12 protein-coding genes are annotated in these 16,091 nt (G+C 67.6%); 5 read left to right on the top strand and 7 right to left on the bottom strand.

What is annotated here, in order from left to right; translation table 11 throughout:
• The first annotated feature begins 111 nt into the window (after positions 1-111).
• The 3 genes from THPRO_RS09240 to THPRO_RS09230 all read left to right on the top strand — a co-directional run bounded on the left by THPRO_RS09240 (position 112) and on the right by THPRO_RS09230 (position 5,244).
• Positions 112-1,830 carry an ABC transporter permease gene (locus THPRO_RS09240; RefSeq protein ID WP_038087874.1) on the top strand — a complete coding sequence of 573 codons (1,719 nt, stop codon included), beginning with the start codon at positions 112-114 and terminating at the stop codon, positions 1,828-1,830.
• A 13-nt stretch (positions 1,831-1,843) separates the two neighbouring features.
• Positions 1,844-3,163, top strand: a complete 1,320-nt coding sequence (locus THPRO_RS09235) for an ABC transporter ATP-binding protein (protein ID WP_038087877.1) — start codon at positions 1,844-1,846, stop codon at positions 3,161-3,163.
• Positions 3,164-3,300: 137 nt separating this feature from the next.
• The gene (locus tag THPRO_RS09230) at positions 3,301-5,244 is read left to right on the top strand and encodes a potassium transporter Kup (RefSeq protein WP_236717284.1); all 1,944 of its coding nucleotides are present in this window, start codon (positions 3,301-3,303) and stop codon (positions 5,242-5,244) included.
• Between the two features lie 17 nt (positions 5,245-5,261).
• On the opposite strand, the gene THPRO_RS09225 is transcribed toward THPRO_RS09230, so the two are convergent.
• A complete protein-coding gene (locus THPRO_RS09225) occupies positions 5,262-5,972 on the bottom strand; it encodes an MBL fold metallo-hydrolase (RefSeq protein ID WP_038087883.1) in 711 nt (236 codons plus the stop codon).
• A 265-nt stretch (positions 5,973-6,237) separates the two neighbouring features.
• On the opposite strand from THPRO_RS09225, the gene THPRO_RS09220 reads away from it, so the two are divergent.
• Positions 6,238-6,951: an MIP/aquaporin family protein gene (locus tag THPRO_RS09220; RefSeq protein ID WP_065089537.1), complete on the top strand. Its 714-nt coding sequence runs from the start codon at positions 6,238-6,240 to the stop codon at positions 6,949-6,951.
• Between the two features lie 70 nt (positions 6,952-7,021).
• Here the strand turns inward: THPRO_RS09220 and THPRO_RS09215 are convergent, their stop codons facing one another.
• Entirely contained in the window at positions 7,022-9,700 is a 2,679-nt protein-coding gene (locus tag THPRO_RS09215) for a bifunctional acetate--CoA ligase family protein/GNAT family N-acetyltransferase (protein WP_065089536.1), read from the bottom strand.
• 67 nt (positions 9,701-9,767) lie between these two features.
• Here THPRO_RS09215 and THPRO_RS09210 point away from each other — a divergent pair, with 67 nt between their 5' ends.
• Positions 9,768-10,715, top strand: a complete 948-nt coding sequence (locus tag THPRO_RS09210; RefSeq protein ID WP_038087886.1) for a histone deacetylase family protein — start codon at positions 9,768-9,770, stop codon at positions 10,713-10,715.
• Here the strand turns inward: THPRO_RS09210 and rarD are convergent.
• From rarD to THPRO_RS09185, 5 genes are all read right to left on the bottom strand, one after another.
• Complete coding sequence (gene rarD / locus THPRO_RS09205; RefSeq protein WP_065089535.1) at positions 10,696-11,652, bottom strand: EamA family transporter RarD; 957 nt, start codon at positions 11,650-11,652, stop codon at positions 10,696-10,698. The two genes, THPRO_RS09210 and rarD, sit on opposite strands and share 20 nt — an antisense overlap.
• A gap of 189 nt (positions 11,653-11,841) precedes the next feature.
• Entirely contained in the window at positions 11,842-12,537 is a 696-nt protein-coding gene (locus THPRO_RS09200; RefSeq protein ID WP_038087888.1) for a hypothetical protein, read from the bottom strand.
• A gap of 341 nt (positions 12,538-12,878) precedes the next feature.
• Complete coding sequence (locus THPRO_RS09195; protein ID WP_082954552.1) at positions 12,879-14,051, bottom strand: MFS transporter; 1,173 nt, start codon at positions 14,049-14,051, stop codon at positions 12,879-12,881.
• Positions 14,052-14,106: 55 nt separating this feature from the next.
• On the bottom strand, positions 14,107-14,577 hold the full coding sequence (locus THPRO_RS09190; RefSeq protein ID WP_038087889.1) for an RrF2 family transcriptional regulator: 471 nt from the start codon (positions 14,575-14,577) through the stop codon (positions 14,107-14,109).
• Positions 14,578-14,658: 81 nt separating this feature from the next.
• Complete coding sequence (locus THPRO_RS09185) at positions 14,659-15,567, bottom strand: LysR substrate-binding domain-containing protein (RefSeq protein WP_052064120.1); 909 nt, start codon at positions 15,565-15,567, stop codon at positions 14,659-14,661.
• Positions 15,568-16,091 lie beyond the last annotated feature (524 nt).

Here is a 16,091-nt window from a genome sequence, read left to right as displayed (position 1 = left end):
CGCCCCGCCATCCGGGGCAATGCGCGCGACGTCCGTGATGAGCGGAATGCCGCGAGCCGCCCCGCGACCCGCATGCCGCCATGGCTGCATGGCCCCACAGGAGATCCGCACGTGGCCCAGCTCCCGTCCCTGCCCGCCCGCCTGCCGCTGCCGAACCGCCGCGACCTGATCGCGCTGCCGCTGGTGTTCGGACTGATCTATCTGGTGGCCTGGGCGGGCGGGCGCATGAGCGCGCCCTACGTGATCGGTCAGCCGCTGCCGATCTCCCTGGACCCGACGGCACTGCCCGGTTACGCGCTCTACACGGTGCTGCGCATGGCCGCCGCACTGGGCCTGTCGCTGCTGTTTGCCTTGGTCTACGCCACGCTGGCGGCGAAGAACCGCTATGCCGAGCGCATCCTGGTACCCGCGCTCGACGTGCTGCAGTCGGTACCCATCCTCGGCTACCTGTCGATCACCGTGGCCGGTTTCGTCGCGCTGTTTCCAGGCAGCCTGTGGGGCGTGCAGATGGCCGTGATCTTCGCGGTGTTCACCTCGCAGGCCTGGAACATGGCCTTCAGCCTGTACCACTCGCTCAAGACCGTGCCGCGCGACCTGAGCGAGGCGGCCTCGACCTACCAGCTTTCGCCGTGGCTGCGTTTCTGGCGCCTGGAGCTGCCGTACGCCATGCCGGGGCTGGTGTGGAACACCATGATGTCGGTGTCGGGCGGCTGGTTCTTCGTGGTCGCCGCGGAGGCGATCACGGTGGGTGGGCATCAGATCATGGTGCCGGGCGTCGGCTCCTACATCGCGCTCGCCATCCAGCAGCGCGACCTCGGCGCCATCGGCTGGGCGATCGTCACCATGCTCGGCGTGATCCTGCTCTACGACTGGCTGTTCTTCCGCCCGGTGGTGGCCTGGGCCGACAAGTTCAAGTTCGAAAGCAGCGCCTCCGGCAACGCGCCGGAATCGATGGTGCTCGACTTCATCAAGCGGACGCGCATCATGCGCCTGCTGGCCGTGGTGCCCGGGGTGTTCTGGCAGGCCAGCCTGCGCCTGGGCGCCCGCCCGAAGGCCTTTCCCGGCGAGGAGGATGCGCGCCGCGCGCGCTGGCTCGACCTGATCTTCAATCTGGCGCTGGCGCTGACCGTGGTCGGCACCCTGATCGAGATGTGGCGCATCATCCCGCGCGACTTCGGCTGGGACGAGGTCGGGCATGTGTTCCTGCTCGGCGGTGCCACCGCGCTGCGCGTGTTCGTGCTGGTGCTGCTCGCGAGCGTGGTGTGGGTGCCGATCGGCATCTGGATCGGCCTGCGCCCGCGCCTCGCGCAGCGGGTCCAGCCGTTGGCGCAGTTCCTCGCCGCCTTCCCGGCCAATCTGCTGTTTCCGTTGGTGGTGGTGGTGATCGTCGGTTTCCACCTGAATGTCGATGTCTGGGTCAGCCCGCTGATGATTCTGGGCAGTCAGTGGTACATCCTGTTCAACGTCATCGGCGGCGCCGCGGCCCTGCCCTCCGACCTCAAGGAAGCCTCGCGCAACCTCGGTCTGCGCGGCTGGCTGCGGTTTAGGCGGTTGCTGTTCCCGGGCGTGTTCCAATCCTACGTCACCGGCGCGATCACCGCCTCGGGCGGCGCCTGGAACGCGAGCATCGTGGCCGAGGTGGTGAGCTGGGGCAGCCACACCCTGGTCGCCACAGGCCTAGGCGCCTACATTGCCCAGGCAACCGCGCGTGGAGACGTGCATCATGTCGTGCTCGGCACCGGCGTGATGGCCCTGTTCGTCATCACCATCAACCGCTTCGTCTGGCACCGTCTGTATCAGTTCGCAGAGACGCACTGGCGTCTCGACTAGGAGGGCACCCGATATGGCAGCCAAGGACATCCTGCGCCTGAGCGGCGTTCAAAAGGCCTTCAAGAGCCCGGACGGCGAGGATCTCAAGATCCTCGACGGCGTCGACCTGACCCTGCACGAGGATGAAATCCTGGTGCTGCTCGGTCGTTCGGGGTCGGGCAAGTCGACCCTGCTGCGCATCATGTCCGGGCTGGTGCCGCCGACCGGGGGCGAGGTGATGTACCGCGGCAGCCCGGTGACCGGGCCGGTGCCGGGCCTGTCGATGGTGTTCCAGAGCTTCGCGCTGTTTCCCTGGCTGACCGTGCTGGAGAACGTGGAACTGGGCCTCGAGGCGCGCGGGGTGCCGCGCGCGGAACGTCTGCGGCGAGCACTGGCGGCGATCGACCTGATCGGACTCGATGGTTTCGAGTCGGCCTATCCCCGCGAGCTGTCCGGCGGCATGCGCCAGCGCGTCGGCTTCGCCCGCGCACTGGTGGTCGACCCCGACGTACTGCTGATGGACGAGGCCTTTTCCGCGCTCGACGTGCTTACCGCGGAGAACCTGCGTACCGACCTGCTCGACCTGTGGGAGGCGCGCCAGATTCCGCTGCGCGGCATCCTGCTGGTCTCGCACAACATCGAGGAAGCGGTACTGATGGCCGACCGCATCGTGATCTTCGCCTCCAACCCCGGGCGGGTGGCGGCCGAAATCCCGGTGCGCCTGCCGCAGCCGCGCAACCGCCAGGCGCCCGAATTCCGCCGTCTGGTGGAGGAGATCTACGCGATCATGACCCGTCGCGGCCCGCAGGCGCCGCGGCGCGCCGAGGGCGTCAGCTACCGTCTGCCCACCGCGGCGATCAACCGCCTCGCCGGCCTGGTCGAGGCCATCGACGCGGAGAGCGAAACCTCCGGTCAGCGTTTCATCAGCCTGCCGGAGCTCGCCGACGACATGCAGCTGTCGGTGGACGACCTGTTTCCGCTGGTGGAGTCGCTGGAACTGCTGGATCTGGCCATGGTGGTGCAGGGACAGATCGCGCTCAGCGCCATCGGTCGACGTTACGTCAACGGCGACACCCAGGAGCGCAAGGCGGTGTTCGCCCGCCAGCTGCTCAAGCATATCCCGCTGGCCGCGCATATCCGCAGCGTGCTCGACGAGCGCCCCAACCACCGCGCGCCGGCCGACCGCTTCCTCACCGAGCTGGAGGACAGCCTCAGCGACGAGGAATCCCAGCGCGTGCTCGACGTGGCGATCAACTGGGGGCGCTATGCCGAGATCTTCGCCTACGACGACGACGCCGAGGTGCTCAGTCTCGAGGATCCCGGCGAGGACGACGGCGCCTTGCGATACGGCTGAGCCCAGCGCGCGCGGAACTATTCCGCGGCCTTTGCGTCGTAGTGCTATTCCATGCGCGGCGATGCCGCGCGCCGGAGGTGTACGGTGATCGAAGCGGCGGTTCGATGTGATGTGAGGGAAGCGGGCGTGCGGTCTGCATGGCCTCGCGGCCGATGAACGCCGAGTCGGCCGGCCATCCCGGCGATCACGCCGCGCCAGCGGCGCGCGGCGCCGAGCGGCGCCGCATGGCGGCCCTCAGCCTGATGGCGCTCGGTATCGTCTACGGCGATATCGGCACCAGCCCTCTTTACGCCCTGCATGCCTGTTTTTACAGTGGTGGGGGACTGGCGGTCACGCCCGCGCACGTGATCGGCATCCTATCGCTGATCTTCTGGGCGCTGATCGTGGTGATCTCGGTCAAGTACGTTGCCTTCATGATGCAGGCGGACAATCGCGGCGAGGGCGGCATCCTGGCCCTTCTGGCCCTGCTCGACCCCTGGCACGCGCAGGGGCGCAGCGTGACCGTGCTGATCCTGCTCGGCACCTTCGGTGCGGCGCTGCTTTACGGCGACGGCATGATCACACCGGCGATCTCAGTGCTCAGCGCGGTCGATGGCCTGCGCGTGGCGGCTCCCATGCTCAAGCCCTGGGTGATTCCGGTCACCGTGCTGATCCTGCTGTTTCTGTTCGCCACCCAGCGCAAGGGCACGGCCCGTCTCGGACGCTGGCTGGGGCCGATCATGGTGCTCTGGTTCGCGGTGCTGGCGTTGACCGGCGTGTACGGCATCGCGCAGGATCCGGCAGTGCTCGCGGCCATGAATCCGCTGGCTGCCGGGCGCTTCGTGGCGGCGGCGCCGGGTACCGCCTTTCTGGTGCTGGGCAGCGTATTCCTGGTCGTTACCGGTGGCGAAACGCTGTACGCCGACATGGGGCATTTCGGGCCGGCGCCGATCCGCTGGGCCTGGTTCGCGGTGGTCCTGCCCGCGCTGCTGCTCAACTATTTCGGCCAGGGCGCGCTGCTGCTCGGGGATCCCGCCAAGGCGGCCCATCCCTTCTATAGCCTAGTGCCCGGGTGGGGCGTTTATCCGATGGTGATACTGGCCACGGTGGCCACCGTGATTGCTTCGCAGGCGGTCATCTCCGGCGCCTATTCGCTCGCGCGCCAGTCGATCCAGATGGGCCTCAGCCCGCGCCTGAACATCGTGCAGACCTCGGCCGAGGAGATGGGGCAGATCTACATGCCGGGCGTCAATCTGGCGTTGATGATCTCCACCATCGCGGTGGTCGTGGGCTTCGGTTCGACCGCGCGCCTGGCGGGGGCCTACGGCGTGGCGGTCAGCGCCACCATGGCGATCACCACGATCCTGGCCTTCCGGGTCATGCGCAGCCGTTGGCACTGGTCGCGCGTGCACGCGGGCCTGGTTGCCGGCTTGTTCCTGCTGCCCGATCTGGTGTTCCTCTCGTCCAACCTGCTCAAGGTGCCGGACGGCGGCTGGCTGCCCTTGCTGGTGGCGGCAGCGGTGGTGCTGCTGATGACGACCTGGCGGCGCGGCATGCGCCTGCGGCGTGCGATGGCGCAGGAACACGGCATGCCGGTGGCGACCTTCCTGCAGAGCCTGTCCTACGAGCCGCCGGCGCGGGTGCGTGGCACCGGCGTGTTTTTATGCGGCCCCGGCGATACCGTGCCGCAGGGATTGCTGCACCATCTCAAGCTCAATCAGGTGCTGCACGAACGCGTGTTGCTGATGACCGCGATCACCCGCGATCTACCGCGCGTGCCGGCGGCGGACCGCCTGGAGATCACGCCACTGGGTGCGGATTTCTACCGCGTGTTCGTGTATTACGGGTTCATGCAGACGCCCAATCTCAGTGTGGCGACCAAGCTGTGCCAGGATCTGGGCGCGATTCCCGGCCTGGAGGCGGAAACCACCACTTATTTCGCCGACCGCCTGCATATCGCCGTCGCCGGCCGCAACACACGACTGTCGCGCTGGCGCCGGCGCCTGTTCGCCTTCATGGCGCGCAACGCGCAGGGCGCGGTCGAGTACTACCGCCTGCCCGCCGGGCGCTCGGTGGAGCTCGGCATCCAGGTCGATCTCTGAGATTCGCCGATGACGGGCTAAACCGGCGCCGCAGCCGCCTTGCGGCGCGCGCGTCCGCAGGCCTCGTTGGCGGGCAGCGCCTCGTCTATGCGGCGGGGATAGGGCAGGCGCAGACCACCCATCAGCGCGACGAACGCCTCGCGGTCGCGCCCGGCGATTCTGGAGTTGAGCCGGCGCTCCTCGTCGATACACGAGACCCGACGGCCGGCGTAATCATGCGCGGGATAGACCAACGTCTCGCCGGGCAGTGCGAGCAGGCGCTGCAGGCTGTCGTACAGTTGCCCCGCATCGCCTTGCTGGAAATCGGTGCGGCCGCAGCCGCCGATCAGCAGGGTATCTCCCGTGAACACCCGGTCGCGCCAGCGGTAGCTGGTGCAACCGCGCGTATGGCCCGGCGTCGCCATTGCGATAAGCGTTTCTCCGCCTAATTGCAGCGTCTCGCCGTTGCCGATGGCGCGGTCGGCGCAGTCCACTCCGGCAGCCGCGCCGACCACCACGCTCGCGCCGGTGGCCTCGCGCAGCCGCGCGGCGCCGGTGACGTGATCGGCGTGTACATGCGTCTCCACCACATGGCGCAGCGTCAGCCCGCATTCGCGAATCAGCGCCAGGTCGCGCGCCACCTGCCCCAGCACGGGATCGATGATCAGCGCCTCGCGCGAGACTTCGTCGGCGATCAGATAGCTCAGCGTCGAACTGTCGTCGTCGAATAGCTGGCGGAACAGGCCCATCGTGTCCTCCGAGGTGTGTACCCAAGCTTAATAGTTGAGTCTTTTGCTCGGATTTTAAAGGGTGCGATAGCCCGCGGCTTGGACGGCGATAGCCAAATCCTTACCAAAGCGTAATGCGTAAAGCCCAGAACCGGCGGGGTGGAATTCAGTCCTATGCTTGGCGCTGAAAATTAAACAGTGTCCAGAAAATGTTGTATCTATATGTCATAAATGGATTTGATGCATCGGCGAATGGGGCTTAATCCGTCCAAAGGAGAACGCTGCAATGCAAGATTTGAGTAAGGCTCTGATCGCTGAGTTCATAGGGACTTTCGGACTCATCTTTTTCGGCGGCGGCGCGGCCGCCATGGTGGCCACGGGACATGCCGGCCTGCTGGATGCGGCGCTGGCCAATGGCCTGGCGGTGGCGATTGCCGCCTTCGTGTTCGGCGACATCAGCGGCGGGCTGGTGAACCCGGCGATCACGCTCGGCGCGGCGGTGGCGGGCAAGCTGCCGCCGGCGCGCATCGTGCCCTACATCGCGGCGCAGATCGCGGGGGGCATCGTCGCCGGGCTGATCCTCGGTTTCGTCTTCGCGCACGACCACAGCGGCACGCATATGTCCCCGTACGGCGACCTCGGCGCCACCCTGATCAACACCAAGCTGACCACGATCACGGGCGGTTTCGTGCTGGAAATGCTCGGTACCTTCTTTCTGATGTCGACCGTGCTGCACACCGCGATGAGCGACCGTGCCGGTGCCGTGGCACCGCTTGCCATCGGCCTGACCATCTCGATTTCGGTGATGTTCTTCGGCGGCCTGACCGGCGCCAGCCTCAACCCGGCGCGGACCATCGGGCCGGCAGTCGCCTCCGGAGTGTATACCGACATCTGGGTGTATCTGGTGGCCACGCCGATCGGTGCCATGGCGGCCGGCCTGCTCTACCGGGTGATGCGCGCGGGCAAGGCACTGCCGGCGGCGGAGCCTGCCGGCGCATGATGGGCCAGGGCGGGCGCCGCTGTGCGTCCGCCCGTCTTGCCCGCGGGTGCGAACAAACCCTGAGGCGTGATCACAACGCCCGCGACACGACGCGCACCTCGGAATCCTCGGGGTGCGTTCGTTTTTCGAAGCCGAGACGGGCCACCAGGGCAAGCATCGCCTGGTTGCGCGCCACCACCTCGCCTTCCATGCGTTTGATCCCGCGGTCGTGGGCGGTGCGCATCAGCGCTTCCATCAGCCGGCTGCCGATGCCCTTGCGCTGCCAGGCGTCGGCGACCACCAGGGCGAACTCGCAGCTTTCCCGGTCTGGATTGACGATGTAGCGCGATACGCCGATCTCGGTTTCGGCATCCTCCGGCCCGGTGACCGCGATGAAGGCCATCTCGCGGTCGTAGTCGATCTGGGTGAAACGCACCAGCATCTCCGGCGTCAGCGCATTGAGCGTCTGGCGAAAGCGGAAATATTTGCTCTCCTCGGACAGGCCGAGCACGAAGCTCTGCTCCACCTCGGCATCCTCCGGGCGGATCGGCCTGATGCGGATATCGGTGCCGTCGGCGAGCTGCCAGCGCTGCGCCAGATGTGCCGGATAGGGGTGGATGGCCATGTGCGCGTAGGGATCGGGTCCGCCGCGTGCGGGCGCCACCACGAAGCGCGCATCCACCGCGATCACGCCGCGCTCGTTGGCGATCAGGGGATTGATGTCCATCTCGCGGATTTCCGGCAGCTCGCACACCAGTTCGGAAACGCGATGCAACACCTGCGTCAGTGCTGCGCGGTCGATCGCCGGCAGCTGGCGGAAATCGCGCAGCAGCCGCGACACGCGGGTGCGTTCGATCAGCGAGTCGATGAGCAGGGCGTTGAGTGGCGGCAGCGCGATCGCGCGGTCCTTGAGAATTTCGACCTGGGTGCCGCCGGCGCCGAAGCTGATCGCAGGCCCGAACACCGGGTCGCGCACGACGCCGATCATCAGTTCGCGCGCGTTGCGGGTGTCCGCCATGCGCTCGACGGTGATGCCGTCGAGCGCCGCGTCCGGCCGCGCCTTGAGCACGCCGTCGAGCAGTTCGCGGTAGGCCGCGCGCACGCCTGCCGCGGTGCGGATGTCCAGGCGCACGCCGCCGACGTCCGATTTGTGAGTCAAATTGCGCGAGGCGATTTTCATCGCCACCGGGAAGCCCAGCGTTTCCGCAGCGACCAGGGCTTCGTTGGCGTCGCGTGCCAGCATGGCCGGCATCACCGGGATGCGAAAGGCGGTGAGTAGAGCCTTGGATTCCTGCGTGGTCAGGGTGTCGCGCCCTTCGTTCAGCACGCCTTCGACGATCATGCGCGCGCCTTCGATATCGGCCTCGGCATGGGGCGAGAGCGAGCCGGGTACCTGCATCAGCAGATGCTGGTTGCGATGGTATTTGGCCAGATAGTCGAGGGCCTCGATGGCGGCCTCGGGCGTGTGGAAATACGGTAGATGTGCCTCCGCGAAACGGCTCCAGGCCGGCGCGACCTGTTTTTGCCCCATCCAGCAGGCGGTTACGGGCTTGCCGCGGTGCTCGACGCCGATCACGGCCTCGGCGCAACCCAAAGGATCGGTCATGCCCTGGGGGGTGAGCATCACCAGCGCGGCATCGACGCCGTCGTCGGCGAGGCAGATATCGAGGGCCTTGGCATAACGCGCGGGTTCGGCGTCGCCGAGGATGTCTACCGGATTCGCCCGCGGCCACTGCGCCGGCAATGCCTGATCCAGCGCGGCAATCGTATCGGGCGCGAGCTGCGCCAGTGCCAGATCCAGCTCGCTGGCACGATCGGTGGCGAGCACGCCGGGACCGCCGGCGTTGCCGAGGATGAGCAGCCGGTTGCCGCGCAGGCGGTGCCCGCTGGACAGCATCTGGGCGGCGGAAAAGAGCTGTTCGATGCTGTAGGCGCGCACCACGCCGGCGCGTTCCAGCGCGGCGTTGAACACATCGTCGGCACCGACCAGAGCCCCCGTGTGCGAGCTGGCGGCGCGCGAGCCGGCCGCGTGGCGGCCGGCCTTGATCACGATCACCGGTTTCATGCGCGCGGCGGCGCGTAGGCCGCTGATGAAACGGCGCGCATCCTTCACGCCCTCGACATAGAGCAGGATGCTGCGTGTGCGGGCGTCGAGAGCGAGGAAATCCAGGATGTCGCCGAAATCCACGTCGGCGGCATCGCCCATCGACACCACGGCCGAGAAACCGACCTGGTTCGGCTCGGCCCAGTCGAGTATGGCGGTGCACAGCGCGCCCGATTGCGACACCAGGGCGACGTCGCCGGGCAGTGCCTGATTGTTGCCGAAGGTGGCGTTGAGGCCCAGGTGCGGGCGGATCAGGCCGAGGCAGTTCGGCCCCAGCACGCGCAGGTCGTAGGCGCGCGCCGCTGCGAGCAGATCGAGCTGTCGCTGATGTCCCTCGGCGCCACCCTCGCCGAAGCCGGCGGAGATGACGATGGCGGCACTGATGCCGTGCTCGCCGCACTGGCGCAGGATGCCGGGCACCGTGGCGGCCGGCGTGGCGATCACGGCCAGTTCGACGCGATCATCGACCGCGCCGATGTCGGGGTGGCAGCGGCGCCGGCCGATGCGCGCGTATTTCGGATTGACCGGGTGGATGCGGCCGCGGTAACCGGCTTCGATCAGATTGCGCAGCAGGCGGCCGCCTACGGCTTCCGGGCGGGGGCTGGCGCCGATGATGGCGATGCTCTCGGCGGCGAACAGCGACTCCAGGGTGTGCGACGACGGCATGGGGGTTCCCTCGATGGCCGGCGGGCGAGTGGTAAGCTTAGCGGATGCCTGCTTTCGGGAATACGACATGTCGGTGTTGATGTTCAGCCATCCGGTCTGCCGGGCTCACCAGACCGGCGCCGGGCACCCAGAGTCGCCGGCCCGTCTCGGCGCCATCGGCGATCAGCTCATCGCGGCCGGGCTCGACGGCCTGCTGCAGCATGTCGAGCCGCCGGCCGCGACCCGCGAGCAGCTGTTGCGGGTGCACGCCGCGGCCTACCTCGATGCCCTGGAGGCGGCAGCGCCCGCGGATGGCAGCGCACGGCTGGACGAAGACACCGTGATCTCGCCACACAGCCTGGAAGCCGCCCGCCACGCGGCGGGTGCGGTGGTGACGGCGGTGGACCGCGTGATGACCGGCCCGACGCACCGCGCCTTCTGTGCCGTGCGCCCGCCGGGCCACCATGCCGAGCCGGCGCGCGCGATGGGTTTCTGTCTCTACAACAACGTCGCCGTGGGCGCGGCGCACGCGCTGTCCGCGCACGGGCTGGCACGTGTCGCCATCGTCGATTTCGACGTACATCACGGCAACGGTACGGAAGCGGCTTTCCGCGACGAGCCGCGCGTGTTGTTGTGTTCGACCTTCGAGAGCCCGCTGTACCCCTACTCCGGCGCCGACACGTGCAGTGATCACATCGTCAACGTGCCGCTGCCTGCGGGCACGGACGGCGCCGCCTACCGGCAGGCCTTCGAGGCACGCGTGATGCCGACGTTGGAAGCGTTCGCGCCCGAACTCGTGCTCGTGTCCGCCGGTTTCGACGCGCACCGCGACGACCCGTTGGCCCACCTGGCGCTGACCGAGGCCGATTACGACTGGATCACGCGGCGTCTGCTCGACGTCGCCGAACGTCATTGCCACGGCCGCCTGGTATCGGCGCTGGAGGGCGGCTACGCGCTGCCTGCGTTGGGCCGCAGCGTGGCCGCGCACGTCAAGGCATTGCTGGAATACGCCCCGCTCAATGCACTTCCTGATTGAGCGCGGCGAGCGCCTCGCGTTCGCGGGCGGCCTTCGCCGCCTGCCTGCCCTGATGTCCAACCGAAATCGCATCGGCGCTGAACACGGCCAGCGCCACCCAGATCAGCGCGAAGCCGACCCAGCGCAGCGGCGACATCGGCTCGTGCACCACGGCATAACCCACGATGAACTGCAGGATCGGCGCGATGTACTGCAGCATGCCGAGGGTGCTCAGCGGCAGCCGGCGCGCGGCGGCGGCGAAGCTGGTCAGCGGCACGGTGGTGACCAGTCCGGTCGAGGCGAGCAGCAGCAGCGAGGTCAGCCCGTCGTAGGTGAAATGCGTCTCGCCGCGTGCACCCAGCCATAGCAGCACCAGCAGCGCCAGCGGGCTGAGCAGCAGGGTTTCGATGGTCAGGCTCTGCACCGCGCCCACGCGACGTCCGGCGAACTTTTTGGCCAAGCCGTAAAACCCGAAGCTGAAGGCCAGCAGCAAGGCGATCCACGGCGGATGCCCATAGGCGAAGCCGATGCAGAGCACCGCGACCAGTGCCAGGCCGATGGCTGCCCACTGCAGCGGCCGTAGCCGCTCGCGCAGGATCACCACGGCAAGCAGTACCGTCACCAGCGGGTTGATGAAGTATCCCAGCGAGGCCTGCAGCACCTGCCCGTGATTGGCGGCATAGACGTAACCCAGCCAGTTCAGGCTGATGAAGCAGGCGGCTGTGGCGAGGTAGCCGAGCTGGCGCGGCGTGCGCAGCATCTGCACGACATCGCCCAGGCGCCCGGTCGCCGCCAGGATGGCGGCGCAAAGCAGCAGCGACCAGAGGATGCGGTCGGCCACGATCTCGATCGACGAAGCGAAGGCCAGCTGCATGAAATAGAGCGGAAACACGCCCCACAGCGTATAGGCGGTAATGCCGAACAGCAGGCCGCTGCGCGGGGTGCCGATATCAGACATGCGGTTTCCTCGGGGAGGCGGTGCCGCGCCCCGTTTCGGGACAGCATTGCGGCAGGTGAAGGCACCCGAGGATAACCGAAGCGACAGGTATGCGGTAGCGTCCCGCAGAAACCGAGTTGCCGCTCGGGAGCGCCGCAAAATGGCATGTCGCGGGCGAGGAACTCGCCGCGACATGCCATCGAAACGCTGTTACGCGCGCGGCGTGTTTTCCTCATGGATCGGGATGGAGGGAAGCTGTATCTGTGATGCGTGCTGCGATTTCAATGCGACCAGCCGGAACGTGCCGCCGATGGCAAGCGGCGCCATGTGTCGCAGCTGCGGGTCGCCCTCGATGGCGCGCAGCGTTGCGGCCAGCTCATGCGATGGCAGGAGGTCGCCGACCCCGGTGAGGGCTTGCCGCAATGCCTGCCGCAGCCGATCCCCGTTCGGTCCACCCGCCAGCACGGCCGTCCAGCTGCGCATCTGGCCGTCGATACGGGCGCTGATGCGATACTCGCGCCCCTGCTGGCCGAACAGTTCCACATGCCGCTGCGTCGGCGTGATGCGGATATCGCCGATCGTCGGATCAGCGGCATGCGGACGAGCAAGCGTGACGCGATGCGCCCGTGCCTCCGTGTCGCCGGGCTCGCTGAAGCGGCTGATCACGGTGTCGCCCTTGATCCAGTAGGTGACGTGTTTGCGCCCGAGCGCGTGTGCCTTGCCGTAGGTGAAGTTTTCGCGGACGACTCCGGCGGGGTCTATGCTGAGATCGACGCGGTGATGGCCCGGCAGCGCGTATCCGGCAGTCAGCACGCGCGTCGCGGGCGTGCCGGACGCGAGCGCCGGGGTGGTGATGCAACAGCAGGCGATGGCCAGTGCGATGTCTTGCAGCGTTCTCGTCTTCATGATGCCCTCCTCAACAGCCGTTGAGTACGATTGATTCCCCCGGTACAAGTCGTCCCCGTCGCTTTCTCCGCTAAGCACGCCGTGTTGCCCGGCAGCGTTTCATAGAATTCGCGTATGACGTTGGTTTCCCGGGATGTCTGGAGGGGTAAGGCCGATGAAAAACCGTGGTGCGCCGGGCGGCGCGCGCGAGCCGCCGCGCCGTCGCCCGCCCGGCGTCGGCCGTTCCTGCGCACGCGATTGCCGCGTGCGAGCTATCCGGATGGCTATCGCATCGATGAACTGGGGTCGCCGCCGGACGCACAGGGGCCGCGCCGTCGCCCGCCGGCAGCCGCGCGCCGCGACTAGGCACCGCCGGGCGGAGGGCGTCGGCGCAGCAGGGTCAGCGCCAGCGCCGCCAGTAGCAGGCCCGTCAAGACAATCGTCTGGGCGTCGGCGCGCATCGCGAGGCCGCCGAGCACGGCCCCGGCGCCGATGCCCAAGTAGATGGCCGAGGCGTTCAGCGCAATCAGCAGTTGACCGGCGTCGGGGGCCAACGCGATCAGCCGGTGCTGCTGCGGCGGCGTCTGCGACCAGGTCGAGCCGCCCCAGAGCGCGGCCGCGACCGGCAGAAGCGCGGGGCGGGTCTCAGGCTGCGCGAATGCCGCCAGCAGCAGAGCGAACGCGGCGCACATCACGACATAGGCCCAGCCGAGCACCCGTTCCGACCCCCAGCGATCGGTGGCGTGTCCGCAGAGCAGGTTGCCGAGCAATGCGCCCGCGCCATACAGAAACAGGACGCCGTTGGCCGCGGGAGGCGAGGCGCCCAGCGCGGTCATCACGGGCAGGGTGTAGGGATACAGCGTGTAGCTGGCGGTCATGCCGATCATGGTCAGCAGCAGCGTGGCGGGCACGCCGGGCCTGAATCCTGCAGCCAGACGTTCGCCCAGGCCGGGCGCTCGCAAGCCGGGTTGACCGCCGGCGGCCGATATCTGGGCGATGCCCACCGCAAGGGCGAGCAGACCGACGCCGGCCAGGGTGTCGCGCCAGCTCAGCCAATGCGCGACCAGTCCGCCGAGCGGCACGCCCAGCGCTGTGGCCAGCGTCAGGCCGCCGATCACCACCGACAGTGCCCGTCCGCGATGGCGCGGACCAAACAAGCTTGCGGCCAGCGCGCCCGCCGCAGGCGTGTAAGCCGCGGCGCCGAGCGCGGCCAGGGCGCGGCTTGCGAGCAGTTCGTCCAGTTGGCGTGCGCTGGCGGCCGCCAGATTGGCCACTGCGAGCGTGGCGAGCGCCGCGACCAGCAATCGCCGTCGCGGCAGCCCAGCCGTCAGCGCGGCGAGTAGAGGTGCGCCGAGCGCGTAAACCAGGGCGAACAGGGTCACGCTCAATCCCGCCGCTGCCGGCGTGACGCCGAGACCCTTCGCCATGGCGGGCAGCACGCCGGCCACGACGAAGGCATCGGTCCCCACCGTGAAGGTGCCGAGCGCGAGCAGGGCGAGCGTCAGCTGGCGTCGTGGTATTTTCAGGATGTTCATTATCCAGATTCTCCTCGCGACCCAATGGCGAAATCTGCGCCGTAGGGGCGCAAGCTCAGCGGCGGTTGAGTTCGAACCAGCGTCGGGCGCGGGCCGGCGCGTGCGGCGGCGATGCGGCCATCACGTCGGCGAGCGTCTGGCGCGACAGGGCCTCGCGCCAGGCAGTCTCGGCGATGTGCATCGCCTGTGCCACGCTGCACGGCTGGCGGCATTCGTCCGCATCCGCGCCGGCGCGCTGGCGGATTTCGGTGCAGCGGAATGCAGGCGCCTCGCCCTCGATAGCGGCGACCACGTCCCATAGCGTGATGTCGGCGGGCGGGCGCGCGAGCCGGAAGCCGCCGCGGCTGCCGGCGGTCGAGGTAAGTATGCCGGCCTGTGCGAGTGCCTGCAGACACTTGTTGAGGTAGGCCGCGGGCAGATCGAAGCGGGCCGCGAGTCTGGCGGTCGGCAATGGCTCGCTGCCGCCCGCCCAGGCCAGCGTGAGACAGCAGTGCAGCCCCCATTCCACGCCTTGCCCAATGCGCATCGCGGTCTCCCATGAGCGGATATTAACTGGATAAATAATATCCAGTTTTGGCGCGCATGACTACCCGAAGGCGCGGGGAGGTCAGGGTGTCGGGCGATAACCGTTGATGATGTAAGAGGCGACCTGGGCGGTAACCTCGTCGGTCGCGCGTTGGCAGATCGCCAGCTGGATCTCTGGCAAGGGCGGGAAACCCTCGTCGGCCGTCAGAGTGGGTGGGGCGTTCTTCAAGGGGGGCTGTGGCAAAAACCCGACCCCCAGACCGGCTGCGATCGCGCCGCGAACATTGTGGTACGAGGCGCTCGTGTAGGCAAAAAACCAGGGTCGCCCGGCTGCATCGAGCGCGCGCAGCGCCGCTTCGCGGTAAATGCAGCCGTCGGGAAAGCCAACCAGCGGGACGGACTCGAAATGATCGATAGCCACGCGTCGATGGTACAGCCAGTGCAATGGATCGCTGCGCAGAATACGGCAATCGTGGTCGGGCGCGTCCGCCTGGACGATGCGCTTGAAAATGGCGATGTCGAGCTGCTGGCTGTCGAGCTGCTCGGTGATCCGGTTCGACAAGGTCGAGGTGATCTCGATCTGCAGATCCGGATTACGGTCAAGACAGCGTGAAACCACGCCATGCAGCTCGGCGACGGCAAAATCCTCGGTCACGCCTAGGCGCACGCGTCCACGCAGTCCGGGGCGGCAGATGGCCTGCACGGCGTCCTCCATGCGCGCCAGGATGTCGCGCGCGTAACCGAGGAAGCGCTGGCCTTCCTGCGTGAGGCCGTCGATGTGCCCCTGCCGCCGTATCACCAGCCGGTAGCCGAGGATGTCTTCGAGGCGCTGCAGGTTTTGCGAGATGGCGGACTGCGAACGGTGCAGCAGCTCGCCGGCCTTGCCGAAGCCGCCGTCGCTCGCCACGGTGACAAAGACCCGCAACTGCTCGAACGTCAGCCGGCGGTCTCCTCCCAAGCGGGAAACCAGATGGTTGCCGGGTTCGTCCATGTACCACCTTTTTTGATAATTATTTCAAATGATTAATCTTCATTCGACTTCGCGGTTTTGTGAGTATAGACGGCGATTCCGGTTTGGCTGGATTTGCACATGGAAACGACTTGCCTGGTTTGCGCGGCACGTGGGCGACAGGGTCTTATCGCCAGCAAATGCGGCTTCCTCGCCCGCCTCTTGCTCATCGTTACGATCAACTTGAGCGAGGTGATGGTGCTGGCGGGCTGCGCACGGCTGTTGCCGGGCCGCTGCGCGCGTGAGGCTGCAGCCTGCGAGTCAGGTCGCCCAGCCGGCGCCGAGCGCCTTCTGGGCTGCATCGAGCAGCAGAATGGCGAGGACCACGAGCGTGTAGATCAGATAGATCGAAACGGGTTTCATGGGTCTTCTCCCGAGGAGGGCGTAACGGATTGCCTCCTGCATGGCCGGGCGGCCTTATATGGGATCAGCACGCAGGACGCACGGCCAGCGTTGCATGATTGGTCCGGGAAACGGACGAATGGCGGGAGCGCCCGTGGCGGGCG

The organism is Acidihalobacter prosperus (genome assembly GCF_000754095.2).
Classification (GTDB): Bacteria; Pseudomonadota; Gammaproteobacteria; order DSM-5130; family Acidihalobacteraceae; genus Acidihalobacter; species Acidihalobacter prosperus.
The sequence above is the reverse complement of the archived record's forward strand: the minus strand, read 5'-3'. Positions and strand labels throughout refer to the sequence as shown.

What these genes read in the sequence shown, in the direction of transcription:
- THPRO_RS09235 (WP_038087877.1), top strand. Translation starts at nt 1,844, where the DNA reads ATGGCAGCCAAGGACATCCTGCGCCTGAGCGGCGTTCAAAAGGCCTTC.
- THPRO_RS09230 (WP_236717284.1), top strand. Translation starts at nt 3,301, where the DNA reads ATGGCCTCGCGGCCGATGAACGCCGAGTCGGCCGGCCATCCCGGCGAT.
- THPRO_RS09225 (WP_038087883.1), bottom strand. Translation starts at nt 5,972, where the DNA reads ATGGGCCTGTTCCGCCAGCTATTCGACGACGACAGTTCGACGCTGAGC.
- THPRO_RS09220 (WP_065089537.1), top strand. Translation starts at nt 6,238, where the DNA reads ATGCAAGATTTGAGTAAGGCTCTGATCGCTGAGTTCATAGGGACTTTC.
- THPRO_RS09215 (WP_065089536.1), bottom strand. Translation starts at nt 9,700, where the DNA reads ATGCCGTCGTCGCACACCCTGGAGTCGCTGTTCGCCGCCGAGAGCATC.
- THPRO_RS09210 (WP_038087886.1), top strand. Translation starts at nt 9,768, where the DNA reads ATGTCGGTGTTGATGTTCAGCCATCCGGTCTGCCGGGCTCACCAGACC.
- rarD (WP_065089535.1), bottom strand. Translation starts at nt 11,652, where the DNA reads ATGTCTGATATCGGCACCCCGCGCAGCGGCCTGCTGTTCGGCATTACC.
- THPRO_RS09200 (WP_038087888.1), bottom strand. Translation starts at nt 12,537, where the DNA reads ATGAAGACGAGAACGCTGCAAGACATCGCACTGGCCATCGCCTGCTGT.
- THPRO_RS09195 (WP_082954552.1), bottom strand. Translation starts at nt 14,051, where the DNA reads ATGAACATCCTGAAAATACCACGACGCCAGCTGACGCTCGCCCTGCTC.
- THPRO_RS09190 (WP_038087889.1), bottom strand. Translation starts at nt 14,577, where the DNA reads ATGCGCATTGGGCAAGGCGTGGAATGGGGGCTGCACTGCTGTCTCACG.
- THPRO_RS09185 (WP_052064120.1), bottom strand. Translation starts at nt 15,567, where the DNA reads ATGGACGAACCCGGCAACCATCTGGTTTCCCGCTTGGGAGGAGACCGC.